The organism is Wylensekiella montiformis (assembly GCF_009697385.1).
In the GTDB taxonomy this organism is placed as follows: domain Bacteria; phylum Bacillota; class Negativicutes; order Selenomonadales; family Selenomonadaceae; genus Selenomonas_A; species Selenomonas_A montiformis.
The window spans coordinates 1-16583 of sequence record NZ_VUNL01000011.1; the positions used below are offsets into that span (position 1 = coordinate 1).

The 16583-nt window shown below is 51.7% G+C and carries 18 protein-coding genes; 5 read left to right on the forward strand and 13 right to left on the reverse strand.

The window, feature by feature from the left end:
• Nucleotides 1–211: 211 nt before the first annotated feature.
• From FYJ78_RS09685 to FYJ78_RS09720, 8 genes are all read right to left on the reverse strand, one after another.
• Nucleotides 212–1027: a D-alanyl-D-alanine carboxypeptidase family protein gene (locus FYJ78_RS09685; RefSeq protein ID WP_154621195.1), complete on the reverse strand. Its 816-nt coding sequence runs from the start codon at nt 1025–1027 to the stop codon at nt 212–214.
• 47 nt (nt 1028–1074) lie between these two features.
• On the reverse strand, nt 1075–2220 hold the full coding sequence (locus FYJ78_RS09690; RefSeq protein WP_154621196.1) for a cysteine desulfurase family protein: 1146 nt from the start codon (nt 2218–2220) through the stop codon (nt 1075–1077).
• On the reverse strand, nt 2217–2666 hold the full coding sequence (locus FYJ78_RS09695; RefSeq protein ID WP_154621197.1) for an RrF2 family transcriptional regulator: 450 nt from the start codon (nt 2664–2666) through the stop codon (nt 2217–2219). The genes FYJ78_RS09690 and FYJ78_RS09695 overlap by 4 nt, the downstream gene beginning before the upstream one ends.
• Nucleotides 2667–2737: 71 nt before the next feature.
• Nucleotides 2738–4084 carry a replication-associated recombination protein A gene (locus FYJ78_RS09700; protein WP_154621198.1) on the reverse strand — a complete coding sequence of 449 codons (1347 nt, stop codon included), beginning with the start codon at nt 4082–4084 and terminating at the stop codon, nt 2738–2740.
• A 5-nt stretch (nt 4085–4089) separates the two neighbouring features.
• Nucleotides 4090–4545: a dUTP diphosphatase gene (gene dut / locus FYJ78_RS09705; RefSeq protein WP_154621199.1), complete on the reverse strand. Its 456-nt coding sequence runs from the start codon at nt 4543–4545 to the stop codon at nt 4090–4092.
• An 82-nt stretch (nt 4546–4627) separates the two neighbouring features.
• Nucleotides 4628–4876 carry an RNA chaperone Hfq gene (hfq, locus tag FYJ78_RS09710; protein WP_154621200.1) on the reverse strand — a complete coding sequence of 83 codons (249 nt, stop codon included), beginning with the start codon at nt 4874–4876 and terminating at the stop codon, nt 4628–4630.
• A 43-nt stretch (nt 4877–4919) separates the two neighbouring features.
• Complete coding sequence (miaA, locus tag FYJ78_RS09715; protein ID WP_154621201.1) at nt 4920–5885, reverse strand: tRNA (adenosine(37)-N6)-dimethylallyltransferase MiaA; 966 nt, start codon at nt 5883–5885, stop codon at nt 4920–4922.
• Nucleotides 5885–6559: a metal-dependent hydrolase gene (locus FYJ78_RS09720; protein ID WP_154621202.1), complete on the reverse strand. Its 675-nt coding sequence runs from the start codon at nt 6557–6559 to the stop codon at nt 5885–5887. The genes miaA and FYJ78_RS09720 overlap by 1 nt, the downstream gene beginning before the upstream one ends.
• A 141-nt stretch (nt 6560–6700) precedes the next feature.
• On the opposite strand from FYJ78_RS09720, the gene FYJ78_RS09725 reads away from it, so the two are divergent.
• Complete coding sequence (locus tag FYJ78_RS09725; RefSeq protein ID WP_154621203.1) at nt 6701–7417, forward strand: thiamine diphosphokinase; 717 nt, start codon at nt 6701–6703, stop codon at nt 7415–7417.
• Here FYJ78_RS09725 and FYJ78_RS09730 read toward each other — a convergent pair.
• The 4 genes from FYJ78_RS09730 to infC all read right to left on the reverse strand — a co-directional run bounded on the left by FYJ78_RS09730 (nt 7396) and on the right by infC (nt 9485).
• Nucleotides 7396–8193, reverse strand: a complete 798-nt coding sequence (locus FYJ78_RS09730) for a TrmH family RNA methyltransferase (protein WP_154621283.1) — start codon at nt 8191–8193, stop codon at nt 7396–7398. The two genes, FYJ78_RS09725 and FYJ78_RS09730, sit on opposite strands and share 22 nt — an antisense overlap.
• A 124-nt stretch (nt 8194–8317) precedes the next feature.
• Nucleotides 8318–8671, reverse strand: coding sequence for a 50S ribosomal protein L20 (gene rplT / locus FYJ78_RS09735; protein WP_154621204.1), 354 nt, complete (start codon nt 8669–8671; stop codon nt 8318–8320).
• A gap of 48 nt (nt 8672–8719) precedes the next feature.
• On the reverse strand, nt 8720–8917 hold the full coding sequence (gene rpmI / locus FYJ78_RS09740) for a 50S ribosomal protein L35 (RefSeq protein WP_154621205.1): 198 nt from the start codon (nt 8915–8917) through the stop codon (nt 8720–8722).
• Entirely contained in the window at nt 8904–9485 is a 582-nt protein-coding gene (gene infC, locus FYJ78_RS09745; protein ID WP_328597704.1) for a translation initiation factor IF-3, read from the reverse strand. Before infC ends, rpmI begins: the two co-directional genes overlap by 14 nt.
• Nucleotides 9486–10126: 641 nt before the next feature.
• Here infC and FYJ78_RS09750 point away from each other — a divergent pair.
• The 4 genes from FYJ78_RS09750 (at nt 10127) to FYJ78_RS09765 (ending at nt 15828) form a co-directional block, all read left to right on the forward strand.
• Nucleotides 10127–12076 (forward strand): peptidase U32 family protein, encoded by a 1950-nt coding sequence (locus tag FYJ78_RS09750; protein ID WP_154621206.1) that lies wholly within the window; start codon nt 10127–10129, stop codon nt 12074–12076.
• A gap of 78 nt (nt 12077–12154) precedes the next feature.
• The gene (locus tag FYJ78_RS09755) at nt 12155–13453 is read left to right on the forward strand and encodes an aspartate aminotransferase family protein (protein ID WP_154621207.1); all 1299 of its coding nucleotides are present in this window, start codon (nt 12155–12157) and stop codon (nt 13451–13453) included.
• Between the two features lie 215 nt (nt 13454–13668).
• The gene (iolG, locus tag FYJ78_RS09760; RefSeq protein WP_154621208.1) at nt 13669–14694 is read left to right on the forward strand and encodes an inositol 2-dehydrogenase; all 1026 of its coding nucleotides are present in this window, start codon (nt 13669–13671) and stop codon (nt 14692–14694) included.
• A gap of 294 nt (nt 14695–14988) precedes the next feature.
• The gene (locus FYJ78_RS09765) at nt 14989–15828 is read left to right on the forward strand and encodes a helix-turn-helix transcriptional regulator (RefSeq protein ID WP_235899990.1); all 840 of its coding nucleotides are present in this window, start codon (nt 14989–14991) and stop codon (nt 15826–15828) included.
• Nucleotides 15829–15954: 126 nt separating this feature from the next.
• Here FYJ78_RS09765 and FYJ78_RS09770 read toward each other — a convergent pair whose 3' ends face one another.
• Nucleotides 15955–16557, reverse strand: a complete 603-nt coding sequence (locus tag FYJ78_RS09770) for a cytidylate kinase-like family protein (RefSeq protein ID WP_154621209.1) — start codon at nt 16555–16557, stop codon at nt 15955–15957.
• Nucleotides 16558–16583 lie beyond the last annotated feature (26 nt).

Below are 16583 nucleotides of genomic sequence, written 5' to 3' on the forward strand. Positions count from 1 at the left end.
TATCCGTGGTAAAATGATTTTGATCCATAGCGATTCTCCTTTGTGGTTGTGTTTTTGTGCAACTACATTTTACCACAAAGGTTCGCTATGGATTTTTAAGTGTTCAACTTAATTATACAATCCGCCAAAAAGTTCAGCGGGCTCCCATGCCTGTCAAAAAAGGAAAAAGGAGAGCTTCCGAAAACGAAACCCCTCCAAAAAACCGAGCCGATCACTGCTGAAATCCATAATCCAATAAAGCTTCTGCTTCGGAAAATCTTGTTTCTTCATCCTGCGAATGCATGACAACCGTCAGAAGTTCGCGGCCGTTCCTTGCAGCGGCAGCCATCAAGCAGCCGCGGGCCGATCTTGTCCAGCCAGTTTTTCCTCCCGTGCAGCCGGGATAGTCCCGCAGCAGATCGTCCGTATTGACGCAATATTCCGTATGCCCTGCAGGAAAAAGATACGAAACGGTCGCATGCTCTGTGCCAACAATATGTCGAAAGGTTTCATTATGCATGGCGTAACAGGCAATGTCTGCCATATCCCGCGCCGTCGAATAATGATTGGGATCCGGCATCCCGTTTGCATTCACAAAATGTGTATTCACCGCACCAAGTTCTTTTGCCCGGCGGTTCATAAGCCGCGCAAAGTCCTGAACATCACCGGCAGAAAGCGATTCGCCGACCGCTGTCGCGCATCCATTGTCCGAAATCATCATCATCTGCAGCAGAAGGGTGCTCATACGGGCCCGATAGCCTGGTCTCAGGCGAGTACATTCCACATCAGCGGCGCGGTCGCTGACCTCGACAATACGCTGAAGGTTGCCATTTTCCACAGCCAGCAAACAAGTCATGATTTTCGTCATACTGGCAGGATATTCGCGCTTGTCCGGATTTTTCTCATAAAGAACCTCCCCGGTATTTTCATCGACTACAATGGCCGCATCGGCCGTAATGTCCGGCGGCGCCGCCGCCCATGCCGGAAGATAACTCCCTATCCAAAAAATAACCGCAAGACATGCGATCCATTGCTTCTTGCCTTTCATCCCGAATGACTTCTTTCCTTTCAAAACTGCCGTTATTCTTTCGCCTTTCACCGTCCGCGGATCGCCCCGACCAGCAAGCTCAGCTTACGGATAAACCGCTGTACCTCTTCCACCGAAGTAAAGCGCCCCAGTGTGACGCGTATCGCAGAAGATGCCTGCTCTTTCGTTTGTCCCATCGCCAGCAGAACATGCGATGGCTCCAGCGCTCCGGCACTGCACGCACTGCCAGCCGAAACAGCAAAACCTGCCATGTCCAGACGGATCAGAAGGGTATCCTGAGATATGCCGCGCAGGCCAAAGGAAACATGTCCCGGCAGACGATATTTTTCATCACCATTGATCCAACTGTCCCCGAGCTCACGCACCGCGGCAATCAGCATATCACGAAGATCCGACAGGCGCTCCCACTCGTCGCTCATCTCCTGTTTCGCCAGTTCCGCTGCCTGTCCCAAGCCAACGATTCCTGCCGTATTTTCCGTGCCAGCCCGCATTTCCCGTTCCTGAGGGCCGCCGTGAACCAGCGAATCCAGCGAAGAGCCCCGACGAAGATAAAGAGCCCCCACACCCTTCGGTCCGTATAATTTATGGCCGGACAGAGACAGCGCGTCCACATGGAGCTCATCAACCGCAATCGGAATATGGCCTGCGGCCTGCACCGCATCGGTATGAAAAAAAATCTGCTGCTCCTGCATGCGCCGGCCGATCTCTGCGATGGGCTCAATCGTGCCCACTTCATTATTCGCCGTCATAATGCTGACCAGAACCGTATCGTCCCGAAGCGCATCAAAGACCTGCTCCGGCAATACCCGTCCATTTTTATCCACAGGAAGATAGGTAACCTCGAACCCTTCCTGCTCCAGCCAGCGGCAAGCATTCAGCACGGCATGATGTTCAACACAGGACGTGATGATATGCTTTCCCCGTCCTGCCCGGCGCAGCGCAAAAGCCGCCCCCTTGATGGCCCAGTTATCGCTTTCGCTTCCGCCGCTCGTAAAATAAACCTCCGAAGGAGATGCCTGCAGCAGGGCAGCCACTTTCTCCCGGGCTTCTGCAACGGCTTTTCTCGCCTCCCGGCCCCAGGAATACAAACTGGAGGCATTTCCAAACCGTTCGCAGAAATACGGCTTCATCGCCTGAAGAACCCGTTCATCTACGGGGGTTGTCGCTGCATAATCCAGATACACCGGATTCATCTTGCACACCCCACATGTTCATGGCTGGAATCATTATCCATTAAATTGCGCAGCGTGATGTTATCCAATACGCTGCTGATGCTTGCGCAGACTTTTTCCCAGATCCCGCGCGTTACACAATCTCCCGCTTTTTCGCAGGGCTGATCCTCTGCTCCAGCTTCCGTCAACAAACAATCCACTACAGCGATCGGCCCTTCCACCGTCGTAATGATCTCGCCAATGGTAATCTTCTCCGGTTCCCGCGACAGCATATACCCGCCCTGTGCGCCACGAATGCTCTGTACCAGATCTGCGCGGCGCAGCGGCACCATAAGCTGTTCCAAGTAGTTTTCTGACAGCCCCTGACTCCGGGCAATACATTTCAATGAGACCGGCCCCTTTCCATAATGAAGAGCCAGCTCATAAAGAGCCGTCACGCTGTATCTTCCTTTTGTCGATATCTTCATATTCCACCTCGGAATTCTGAGTAATTCAGTCGGATTTCATGCCTACAATATAGCAGAAACCTGCCAGAATGTCAAAAGCGATCCGGCCAGCAGCGATGCAGGTATTCCCCCAGACGCTTTTCCGCCCCGTTCTCAGACGGATGATAGTAACGGGCGTGTTTCAAGGCCTCCGGCAAATATCCCTGCGGAGTAAAGTGCCCCGGATAGTCATGCGGATATCGATACCCCTTTCCATGCCCGAGGCTCGCCGCTCCTTTATAATGTGAATCGCGCAAATGCAGCGGTATTCCTCCACAGTTTTTGGTTTGAACATCCTGCATTGCCGCCTGAATCCCCAAATAAGCCGCATTGCTTTTCGGCGCAGAAGCAACATATGTGGCAGCCTGCCCCAGCGTGATCCGTGCTTCCGGCATGCCGACGAACTGTACGGCCTGTGCCGCATTCATCGCTACGACCAGCGCCATGGGATCGGCATTGCCTACATCTTCTGAAGCGCAGATTACAATGCGGCGCGCAATGAACTTCACATCCTCGCCGGCAGCCAGCATCCGGGCCAGATAATGCAGCGCCGCATCCGGGTCGCTCCCCCGCATGCTTTTGATGAAGGCCGAGACGGTATCATAATGATTGTCCCCCTTCTTGTCATACCGTTGTACGCGCTGTCCCAGGACTTCCTGAATGCGCTCTGCCGTGATCACGCCTCCATCCGGCAGGAGAGCCGCTACTCCTTCCAAAAGATTCAATGCCATGCGGGCATCCCCGGCCGCCATCTGCGCAAGAATCAGCAGAACTTCATCCTCAGCGGAAAGATGCTGTTCTCCCAATCCGCGTTCCTCATCGCTCAAGGCCCGTCTGAGGATTTGAACCAGCTCGCCGTCTTCCAGCTGATGGAACGGTATTACGCGGACGCGCGACAGCAGTGCATGATTAACTTCGAAATAAGGATTCTCTGTCGTTGCTCCGATCAAAACCAAGCGGCCATCCTCGACATAAGGAAGCAGGACATCCTGCTGGCTCTTGCTGAAACGATGAATCTCATCGATAAACACAATGGTGCGGCGCTGGTAATAACGCCGTTCTTCATCCGCTTTTTTGACGATTTGGCGAATTTCCTGTATCCCGGAAGACACGGCATTGAGCTTGCAAAACGTACAGCCCGTCATGCCGGCGATCATCTGCGCCAACGTCGTTTTCCCAGTTCCCGGCGGGCCGAAAAAGACCATGGAAGGAATCTGATCTTTCTCTATCATCTGCCGCAGAAAACGCCCCTGCCCCACGGTATCCCATTGTCCGATGAACTCCTGAAAATTTCTCGGACGCATGCGCCGGGCCAGCGGTTCGAACGGTCTGACTGCTCCATCCGCCCCGCTGGAAGCAGATACAGGCTCTGCAAAAAGATCCATGCTTTCTTCTGACATATCGCTCACGCCCTTCCTGTCGAGCCGAAGCCCCCCTGACGCACGGCGCCTATGCCTGCCCGGTCATCATCGACAGTCAGATAGGCCTGAAAAACTCCCTGCGCAATGCGATCCCCCTTACGGACGAGAACGTCCTCTTCCCCTCCATTTTGAAGCGCAATAAAAATATGCCCCTCATTCTCCTCATTGCCATAATAATCCGCATCAATGACTCCCGTTCCATTGGCCAGAACAATATGATGCCGCGCAGCCAGACTGGAGCGAACAAAGAGATACAACACCTCATCCGAGTTCATATACGCCTTGATTCCTGTCGGCACCATGGCCATTTTCCCCGCAGGAACAAGAACATCTGCTCCTGCTTCCAGATCATATCCGGCACTGGATGCCGTTTTCCGAACCGGCAGGCGTATTCCGCGTGCTTCCCATCCTGACACGATTTCAAATCCTCTGCACTTCATACTGTTTCTCCCCCGATTTCCTATTCCGGTTTCCTGCATAAGAAAAGCCTCCCCTGCAGGAAGGCCTGTCCTCTTACCGTCTTTATCCTTCGTCATGCCTTTCCGCTCCGAACATGCCGCCGATAGGACGCACCGGCGTAATGGTCGAAATGGCATGTTTATACACCATCTGCTGTTTGCCCATAACATCCAAAACAACCGTGAAATTGTCAAACCCTTTCACACTGCCCTTGATCTGAAAGCCATTGACCAGGTGGATGGTCACCCCTACATTTTCTTTACGGACCTGATTCAGAAAGCTGTCCTGCAGGTTGATCGTCCTGATTGCCATATAAACCCCTCCATAACTACGATCCTTCTAAAGATAATCCATTCTACCTCAAAGAAAAAAATCCTTCCACATCCTTCAATACCCGAGGCAGAAGCTTATCCTCCGGAATTTCATCCACCATATACCAATGGATATATTTCATTCTCCGATACCAGGTCAACTGACGCTTCGCAAAATGACGCGTCGCTTTTTGAATCTGCCACAGGGCTTCTTCACGAGAAATCTCACCGGCCAGCAAGGATGCCGTCTCCTTATAACCGATGCCCTTCATGGCCTGGCTGCCCCGCGGCACGCCGGTCTCCAACAACGCGCGAACCTCCTTTTCCAGCCCGTGCTCAAACATAAGTTCTGCCCGACGATTGATGCGCTCATATAAAGCCTGCCGTTCCCGGTTCAGCCCAATGACCAGCGCATCGTAACATAGAGTCCCGGCATGTCCGTCCATCTGCTTTTCCCGGGAAATCGATTCGCGCCCAAAATGCACAACCTCCAGAGCCCGGATCACCCGGCGAACATCATGCGAATGAAGGCGTCCGGCTGCTTCCGGATCCCTCCGTGCCAGCAACGCATGAACAAAATCCTTCCCCCTGCACTCCGCCAAACGGTACAGACGGCGGCGGAACATTTCGTGCTGTTCGGTTTCATTGAATCGATATCCTTCCAGCAGGGCCTGCAAATAGAGCCCTGTTCCGCCTGCCAGTATCGGAATCCTGCCCCGTTCATTCAAACGAAGTATCAACGGGCGCGCCAACGCGATAAAATCCGTCACATTAAACGTCCGATCCGGAGGGAGAATATCCACCAAGTGGTGCGGAACGCCCTGACGTTCTTCCCGCGTCGGCTTAGCCGTTCCAATATCCATTCCACGATAGACCAGCATGGAATCTCCTGACAAGATCTCCGTATGCAAAGCCCGGGCCAGTTCAATGGAAAGCGCGGTCTTGCCGACCGCCGTCGGACCCAAAATAACGATCAGGCGCGGCTTACCGCCGGATTCGCGGCCTGCCATCAAAGCTCCAGTTTCGAGCCGGGCTCGACGATATGTACTTCAGCCCGGCACATTGCTTCAGTCAGTTCGCGATAATGACGCACATCCTGATTGATCAGCGGCCAGGTATTGTAATGAACCGGAATCACATGACGTGCATTCAGCCATTGCGCGGCCAGTGCAGCATCTTCCAGACCCATCGTATAATTATCACCGATCGGAAGAATCGCATAATCGATTTCATCCTTGCGGCCGATCAGCTGCATATCGCCGAACAGAGCCGTGTCCCCGGCAAAATAAATCTGCAGTCCGCCTATATAAATCACATAACCGCAGGCGGTGCCGCCGGCAACGCCCGAGCTGTGCTTGGCCATGGTCATGCGTACTTTGCCAAACGGAAGATTCAGCGACCCCCCGAGATTCATCGGATGCTGACGAAGGCCAGCCACACGCTGTTCGCAAAGCTCCAGAACCTCCGGCGTGCTGACCAGTTCTGCGCCGGTACGCCCGGCAATTTCTGGAGCATCGCCCAAATGATCGCTGTGTGCATGGGAAATCAGGATAAAATCACATTCCACATCATCCGGCTTTACGGAAGCTTTTGGATTTCCGGAAAGAAACGGATCGACCAGTACCTTATGCTGTCCATCGTCCAGCAGGAAGCAGGAATGTCCATAGTAATTGAACGTTACCATCTTGTATCAGTCTCCTTTGTTGCTCCTTATTTTTTTCCGTGCTATTCTATAAGCATCAAGGATATTATATCATAACCATGATGAAAATCATCGGGACACAACGCGTTCTCAAAGAATATTTTATCGAATCGAGGTCGTATCATGAAACAGGACACCGGCTTTCTGCTCCGCCTTCCCCAGCAGCACATTCTCTATCACACATTGCCTTGCTCCATTCGCCCCTGGCTTCTCATATCCGGCGGCCGCGCACCGGAAGCATCCTGGATGCGACAGCTGACCGGATATGATGTTTGCTGGGCCGCGGATCATGGCATCGACTTTTGCCACGAAACCGGCCTTGTCCCGGATCATTTGATCGGCGATGGAGACAGCGCCCGTCCTGACGCGTGGTCATGGGCCGAGTCGCATGCAGTCCCCACGGAACGTTATCCTGCTGCAAAAGACTTTACCGACACCCAGCTGGCTGTCCGAAAAATCAAATCGGAAGGGGCAGCCTTTCTCATCCTGACCGGTGTATTCGGAGGCCGAACCGACCATCTCTTCAGCACGCTATTCAGTACCGCATCAGCAAAGCTTCCCTGCTGCCTCGCCGATGAAAAAGAATCGGCTCTGTTCGTACAATCCGGCCAGTCTGTATCGGTTCAGTTTCTTCGCCGCCCCAAGGCTGTTTCCCTGCTTCCCATCAGCCGCCAGTGCAGCGGCGTAACCATCGATCACGTCCGCTGGCCCCTGAATCAGGCCGTGCTCACACAATCCTTCCCTCAGGCCATAAGCAACGAATTATCCACAGAGGAAAACACCATCCATCTTTCTGTTTCCACCGGCACGCTGTGCCTCTACTGCTGCTGGGAGGAATAACGCCTCTGCCGAATCGCTTCATAAAGAAGAATCGAAGCAGATGCCCCTACGTTAAGCGATTCTGCCCGGCCATACATCGGAATATACAAATGGTCAGTCCGGGCCAGCAACGAATCGCTCACGCCGCTGCCCTCATTGCCGAATACAATCGCACATCCCGGACGAAAATCCCGCTCCCAATAGGGGCGGGCATTTTGATCTAAAGCAGCAGACAAAAGCTCCACGTTTCTCTGAGCCGAAAAGGCCAGCAAATCTTCCGCAGCGACATCCATACAAACCGGTATATGGAACAGGCTGCCCATGGAAGATCGCACCGCTTTTTCCCCGAACACATCCACCGTGCCGCAAAGGAGAATGACGGCATCCGCTCCGGCAGCATCCGCCGTCCGAATGATGGTTCCCGCGTTGCCCGGATCCTGTACCCCGTCCAAAATGACATACAGCGGCGCTTCCCGAACCGGAAGTTCGCTCAGACTGTATCGCTGCTGTTCCATCACCAGCAGAATCCCCTGCGGCGTATCCGTTCCGCTCGCCTTGCGATAAACCGGTTCTGGCACCTCATAGAGTGGACAGCCGTCATGTTCCAGTCTTTCCAGCAGAGCCCGTCCGCGGGGCTGTTTTTCCATATCCGACATATACAGTGCATAAACCATATTCCAGGAAGATTCCACTGCCATTTCCGCCAGACGAATTCCTTCCGCAACAAACAGGCCCTCTTTTTCCCGCTTTTTTCGATTCTGCAGTCCCGCAGCCTGTTTGATTTTCACATTCGTCATACTGCTGATTTTTCCCCGCACTTCTGCCCCTCCTTCCCTATCTTTCTCCCAAAAGTTGCGCTTCAAATAAGAAAAGGGCCTGACGAAACAAAACGTTCCGTCAAACCCACACTGAGAATCAATATTACTGATTCTCCTTAGCCACAGCAACCAGCTGTGCAAAAGCCTTTTCATCCGAAACAGCAAGATCAGCCAGCATTTTACGGTTTACTTCAACGCCAGCTTTCGTCAGGCCGCAGATCAGACGGCTGTACGAAATCCCGTTGATGCGGGCAGCCGCATTGATACGGGCGATCCAAAGACGACGGAAGTTCCCTTTCTTAGCACGACGGTCACGACGGGCATAATAAAGGGCCTTCATGACGGTTTCATTTGCTTTTTTAAACTGCTTGCTCTTGGAGCCTTTATAGCCTTTTGCCAGCTTCAAAATCTTTTTATGACGTCTATGCGCAGTCACGCCTACTTTAACTCTTGGCATGTTTTCATCCTCCTGATAATCAAATGATACGCTGTTTCCGCATTACGATCAGGTATACGGAAGCATCCTCTTCACACGTCCGAAATCAGCGGACGCAGCCAGCGCGGCTTTGCGAAGATTGCGTTTGCGTTTCGGAGACTTTTTCTCCAGAATATGGCTCTTGAACGCCTTGTTCCGTTTGAATTCACCGCTTCCCGTCACGGTAAAGCGTTTTGCAGCAGCTCTACGAGTTTTAATCTTTGGCATTACTGTTTCCTCCTTCAGACTGAGTCTTATTCGACTTCTTGGATTTCGATGTCTTCTGCACTTTTGGCGCAACAATCATCGTCATATTTTTTCCCTCAAGTTTGGCATTCCGCTCTATCGAGACGCTGTCGCCCAGCCTTTCAGCCACGCGTCCCAGCACCTCTTTGCCGAGTTCCGGATGAGATAACTCTCTTCCACGGAACATGATTGTCACTTTGACCTTATTTCCTTCTTCGACAAAACGAAGCGCATTCTTCAACTTGACGTCAAAATCATGTTGTTCAATATTCGGGCGAAGCTTTACTTCTTTAATATTGATGATTTTCTGCTTCTTTTTTGCTTCTTTTTCCCGCTTCTGCTGTTCGTACCGGTACTTCCCGAAGTCCATGATACGACAGACCGGCGGCTTTGCTTTCGGAGCAACCTCAACCAGATCGAGATGCTGTTCCTCGGCCATGCGAAGCGCTTCGCGGGTTGGCATAATACCCAGCTGCTCGCCAGTTGCACTGGTCACACGCACTTCACGAATCCGAATTTCTTCATTGATGCGTAATGAATCTCTGCTAATGGTAGAAACACCTCCTAATAAACGAAAAATCCATTCAAAACAAGAAAAAGAGGCGGCACAAAGCCACCTCCGAAACACTCATGCTATAAACCCGACTGACCTTTGCCAGCAGGTGAGAAGCGGTGGCTCCTTCTTGTTCACGACTCCGTTAGTATATCACACCTTCATATCGCTGTCAAATATTTTCCGCCAGATTTCGACAGAGGCGGTTCGACAGAGGCGGATTGTATAATCAACCTGCACACTAAAAATCCATAGTAAAATCCCTTGTGGTAAAATGTAATTACACCAAAACACCTACACAAGGAGAATGGCCATGGATCAAATACAGTTTATCACAAATCCAATACGAAAGAAAGGAAAACATGACTATTCAGCCGAGCATATAGAGCGTGTTCAGCAATGAGCGAACACTTCGCCACGAAGGATTCTGAGTTATCGAACTCCGGAAGAATGCTTTTCCGAAGAACTCTCGGTATGCCTTACTTCTTGATAGGGTTGCCAGGTGTTCAAGTTATTATTGCAATTCAGGGATCCCTTTCAAAACCAGTCCTGCATTGAAGCCGGATAAAAACTCTGTTATACTAATACGATAAGTACTATATTGTTATAAGTCAGGATATAAAAGGAGTTTATCATTAATGATTCTCAACCGTAAGTCTGTAGAGCTGCTGTCGCCAGCAGGAACGTGGGATGCGCTTGTCGCAGGAGTCGAGTCCGGTGCAGATGCCGTTTATCTCGGCGGCAAGCATTTTAATATGCGCATGCATGAAGGCAATTTCAACTTCGACGACGAAATGCTAAAAGAAGCAATTGCCTATGCCCATGCACACGATGTCCGTCTCTACATCACTTTGAACAATCTCATCAGCGACGAAGAGATTCCCGCCCTGCGCGAGTACCTCGCCTACCTCAGCGAAATCAAGCCGGACGCACTGCTCGTTCAGGATTTTGCCGTACTCGAACTCGTGCATGAAATGGGTATTGACATTCCCATCCATACGTCGGTCATGATGAACACGCATAATGAGCATGCCATCGAAAAGCTCAAGGAATACGGTATCACGCGCATCGTCGTCGGCCGTGAGATGACGCTTTCCGAGCTCAGCCTGTTCCGCGAGCGAACGGGCATCGAGGTCGAGTACTTCATGCATGGCGATATGTGTATCAGCGAAAGCGGCCAGTGCATCCACTCCGGCGTCGTCTTTGGCCAGAGCGGCAACCGCGGACGCTGTCTCAAGCCCTGCCGTTGGGCTTACTCATTGATCGACGAGAAAACAGGCGAAGTCCTCGACAAGGACAGCGATGGCGCTTATAAACTCGCACTCAAGGACATGTGCATGTACCGCTCGATTCCTCAGCTGATTCAGGCTGGTGTCTTCTCGTTCAAGATTGAAGGCCGCATGCGTCCGGCACCGTTTATCCGCCGCATTGTCTCGACCTACCGCAAGGCCATCGACGCCTATATCGCGGACCCGACAGGCTATCAGGTCGACGAGGAGGGCTGGAAAAGCCTCTACGAAAACCGCGCACGCGACTTCACGACGACCTTTGCCTTCGGCAGCACGACCAGGAAAGACATCGGCATGACCGGCGAGCGCGAACCGCGTTTCTTCAGCGACGCGGTCAAAGAAGCCGGGTTCCAGGACGAAATTCTCAGACAGGAAGAAGACATCCACAAGAAAAACGCCGACCGCCGCACGCTGAGCGTCCGCGTAAATACCCTCGACTCGGCAAAAGCCGCTGTCGATAACGGTGCCGATGTCATCTACGTCGGCGGCGAGGCCTTCCGCCCGCTCCGCCCGTGGACACTGGCTGAGTATGCCGATATCATCGCCTATGCCAACAGCAAGGCAAAAGTCGTCATCAACACGCCACGCACGACGATGCGCCGCGAGTGCGGCGAGCTTGAGCAGTTCCTGACGGCCGTTTCCTCCCGCCCGGAACTTGCCGCTGACGGCATCATGGTCAGCAACCTCGGCTCCTTAAAACTTGCCAAACAGTACACCACCCTGCCGGTTCAGGCCGATGTTTCATTCAACCTGTTCAACCATCTGACAGCTGAATTTCTGAAGGAAAACGGCCTCACGCAGGCCTGCTCCTCACTTGAGCTTTCCTTCGAGCAGCTGCGCGAAATCGTTGAAAACTCTAAGCTGCCGATTGAGACCATCGTCCACGGCTCCTACGAGTCCATGATCTGCGATCACAATCTCCCGGGCATGTCGCTGCCGCATTATAACAGCCTCGACAATCCCGAAGTACTCGACCGTCGCTACGCGCTCGTCGACCATGCAGGGGAGAAACACGCTATCCGCATTGACCAGTTTGACCGCAACCATATCTACTTTGCCAAGGACCTCTGCCTCTATCCATATCTTAAAAAATTCAACGGCATCGCGTCTTACCGCATCGAAGCGCAGGACTACACGCCGGAATTCACGGGCAAAGTCACAAAAATCTATCGCGAGGCACTCGACGCCCTTGCTGACGGTCAGGAAGTCGACCCGTCAAGACTTGACGAACTCAAACAGGGTCCGCGCGAGCTTGGCCTTGGCACCTACCGCTTCCGTCAAAGCCGCAATTCCATCTAACCCATACCATTAACCATACGACCAAACGCCCTCCGGCAGTGATGCGCCGGAGGGCGTCTTAAGAAAGGATACCGATAAATGGAAAAACAAAAATACATTGGCCCCGAGGCCATCATTGAAAAGAAAAAGAAATATATCATGCCGTGCCTAGCGCATTTCTACTCGAATCCGCAGCAGATGGTCAAAGGCTCGATGCAGTACCTCTGGGACAGCAACGGCAAGAAATACCTCGACATGTACGCTGGCGTATCCGTCATGAACTGCGGCCATTGCAATCCCGAAATCACGGCAAAAATCAAAGCTCAAACCGATAAACTCCAGCACGTCTGCAACATCTACCTGACCGAAAACTTCGTCAATCTCGCCGAAAAACTCGCCGAGATCACGCCGGGCGACCTGCAGAAGTCCTTCTTCTGCTCCACGGGCTCTGAGGCCACCGAGGGCGCTTTGCTGCTGGCCGAGATATACAGCGGCAACAGCGAAATCATCGCTCTGCGCCACGGTTTGCACGGCCGCACGAAACTCGGCATGAGCGTCACGGGCCTTACGATGTGGCGCACAGCGCCGACGCCGGTCGGCGGCATTCACTTTGCCCCGAACCCGAACTGCTACCGCTGCCCGATGAACAAGAAGTTCCCGGAATGCGACTACGCCTGTGCCAACGCCATCGAAGACCTCATCAAAACGGCAACATCCGGCCATCCGGGAGCCTTTATCGCCGAAACGATTCAGGGCAATGCCGGCTGCATCGTGCCGCCGAAGGGCTACTTTAAGCGCGTCAGAGAAATCCTTGAAACATACCGTACTCTGCTGGTTATCGATGAAGTCCAGACTGGATTTGCACGTACAGGAAAAATGTTTGGTATTGAAAACTACGACGTTGTCCCCGACATCATGTGCATGGCGAAAGCCCTCGGCAACGGCACGCCGATTTCAGCCTTTATCGCGAGCAGCAAGATCGCCGACACCTATACCCGCCCGGGCGCATCAACGCTTGGCGGCAACCCGGTTTCCTCCGAAGCAGCGCTCGCCGTTCTCGGCTACATCGAAGAGCACAAGCTCGCCAAGAACGCCATGGAGCGCGGCGAGCAGCTGCGCGCCGGCCTGCGTGAACTCCAGAAGAAACATCCGGTCATCGGCGACGTACGCGGCCTCGGCCTCATGGACGGTGCCGAATTCATCCACGCTGACGGCTCCGAAGCTCCCGAAATCCTCGACGACGTTCTAGAGGAGCTCAAGGACCGAGGTTTCATCATCGGCAAAAACGGCGTAGGCCGCAACGTCATGGCCTTCCAGCCGCCTCTTGTCATCACCGCGGAAAACGTAAACGAAGTCCTCAATGCCGTCGACCTCGTCCTGACAAAAAAACAATGGTAAAAACAGCATTTTCACGCTTGAAACGCAAGATATTATAGCATTACGATTCCCTTTCCGTCGAAATTCCGCTATGTCCTTGAATATTTCAAAAAATTACACCAAAAAAACGAAGAACAAATACTACTCTGCATGATATAATAATCATAAAGTTAATCAATACAAACAATACATATGATCAAAAGTTCTTCATCAAAAAGGAAAGGCGGTTATCCAAAATGATTCAAGTAGGTATTATCGGCGCAGGACGCATTGGTCACGTACACGGCGAGAGCATTTCAAAATTTGTCAAAAATGCCACGGTAAAAACCATCGCAGACCCGTTTATGAATGAAAAGACAGAAGCCTGGGCGAAATCGCTCGGCGTTGATCGTGTGACCAAAGATTATCATGACATTCTCAACGATCCGGAAATCGATGCTGTCCTGATCTGCGCTTCCACTGATCAGCATTCTCCGCTCTCTATTGAAGCGCTTCGTTCCGGAAAGCATGTATTCTGTGAAAAGCCGATTGACCACGATGTCAATAAGATAAAAGAGGTTCTCAACGTCGTTAAGGAAACTGGCAAAAAATATCAGGTTGGCTTCAATCGCCGCTTCGATCACAATTTCAAAGCCATTCACGATGCTGTCGCTGCCGGAAAGGTAGGAAAGCAGCAAATCATAAAAATCACTTCTCGCGATCCGGAACCGCCTTCCATTGATTATGTAAAAGTTTCCGGCGGTATCTTCCTCGATATGACGATTCATGATTTTGATATGGTTCGCTACCTCTCCGGTGCAGAAGTCGAAGAAGTCTACGCAGAAGGCTCTGTAACCGTCGATCCGGAAATCGGCAAAGCCGGAGATCTGGACACTGCCGTCATCACGCTGAAGCTGAGTAACGGTGCCACAGCGGTCATTGATAACTGCCGTGCCGCCTGCTATGGGTACGATCAGCGTGCAGAAGTCTTTGGCACAAAGGGATGTGTTGCCATTTCCAACGATTCCGATTCCAATGCAGTTTACAGCTGTCAGGATGGCGTCATTGCAGAAAAGCCCATGTTTTTCTTTCTCGAACGCTATATGATGGCTTATGCCAATGAAGTCAATCAATTCATCGAAGCCATTGTCAACGATACACCGACGCCTGTCAATGCCAATGATGGCCTGCAGCCGGTTCTTATCGGCCTTGCAGCGAAAAAGTCCGCCGAGGAGCATCGCCCGGTCAAAATTGCCGAGATCTGTAAACAATATGGACTGTAACCCCTCCTCACTGCCGCCACGACGGCAGGATATCCCTTGATTCTTTCGTTTCCTTTCATTATCATGGCTCCCCCCGCCATTGTTTTCGTACAGAGGATCCGGATTTTATCCGGATCCTTTTTTGAATAGTTTCTTCGCAAAAATATTATATATTGAGTATATTTCGATGAAATTTAGATTAACTATTTGCGTAAAAATGAATATTCTGCTAAAATAAAAACAGGAATCCTATCGTTTCGAACCCATAAGACGTTCTATTATGCTGTCTGTCCGGTCAGGAAGGGGGAACTATCCTTGCTGCAATACGCACCAAACCATCGTTATCATTCGACGTTCTGCAAAAATACAGCACCGCGCCTCGAATATGTCTGTCATGTCGGTGAAGACGCTTCCTCTATGCCGCGCAGCATGCATGAACACGATCAGCTTTGTGAAATTCTCTTTGTTTATCAAGGGACCGGCATCTATATGATTAACGGAAAACGCTATACCGCACGGAAAGGCGATCTGATTTTCTACAACAGCCGCACCGTTCACGATGAATTTGGCAGCATCGACAACAAACTTGGCACCTATTGCATCGCTGTCAGCGGGCTGCGCATCGAAAATCTCCCTCCGGATCACCTTTTGCCAGCTGGCCTTTCTCCTGTCCAGTCGGCAAAAGACTCCTTTCAGGAATTCTTTCATCTTTTTCAATCCATTGAGCAGGAAGCCCGAAGCCATATCGAAATCGCCCACTATCTCACCATGGCTCTGCTGACAAAGCTCACCGCTTTCCTGCGCGAACACGGTATTCCCGAAAATCAACCGGTGCCGACACTCGTAACCAGTGCCCGTGCGTTCATTGACAAAAATTACAGGGAGGATCTGCGCCTTGACGATATCGCCAGAGCCATCCATACCAACGCCTATTACCTCGCCCACCTCTTCAAAGCGGAAATCGGACTTTCCCCGATGAAATATGTCATCCTTCGCCGGCTGGGCGAGGCGCAAAACCTTCTGATCAATACCAACATGACAATCACACAGATCGCAGCCCAAGTCGGGTACAATAACTCCAACTATTTCCAAAATGTATTCAAGGGAGCGCTCGCCATGACACCGGGGGAATATCGACGAAAATGGACAACCTGAAAAATGGCAGCTCTTCCTCCTAACAGGCATGTTTTCCTTTTCCGTCAGCCCCAAAAACGTTCTCCTCCAAAAAACAGGATGACGGCATGAAACCAAGTTTCATGCCGTCATCCTGTTTTTGCTAAATTACCGATCAGCGTTCTGACGCATCTCAATGTAGGAAAGGATAAGATTCGCAGCGGCCTCCAGAGGCAGATTGCTCGTATTAATCATAAGATCATAGTTCTGCGGATCCCCCCAGGTGCGTCCCGTATAATACGCATAATACTGAGCGCGATGCTTTTCTTCCGCATCAAGATCTTTGAGCGTGTAACCGACATACTGCGCCTTGGCGCGCTGTTGACGAAACGCATTATCCGCATAGATGAAAAAGGAAAACGTATTCGGTGTATCCCGAAGGATATAGTCCGCACAGCGGCCAAGAAAAACCGCACTTCCCTCCCGCGCTATACCGAGAATAACCTTGGCTTGTTCAATGTACATGCGATTATGCTGTGGTACGCGCTCATACGCATAGTCGCCAAGATTGCCCAGACAATTATCCGGAGCATTATACGAACGTTCTATGAGATCATGAAAGTTCGTCTCATCTCCCAGCTTTTCAGCAGCCATGGCCACTACTTTGCGGTCGTAACGCCGTACCCCCATTTTTTTTGCCACAAGATCGGCGATTTCTCGTCCGCCGCTTCCGTACTGACGCGTAATGGTAACCATCGTATTTGTTTTCATATGCGTGCTCTCCTTTCGGATTATAA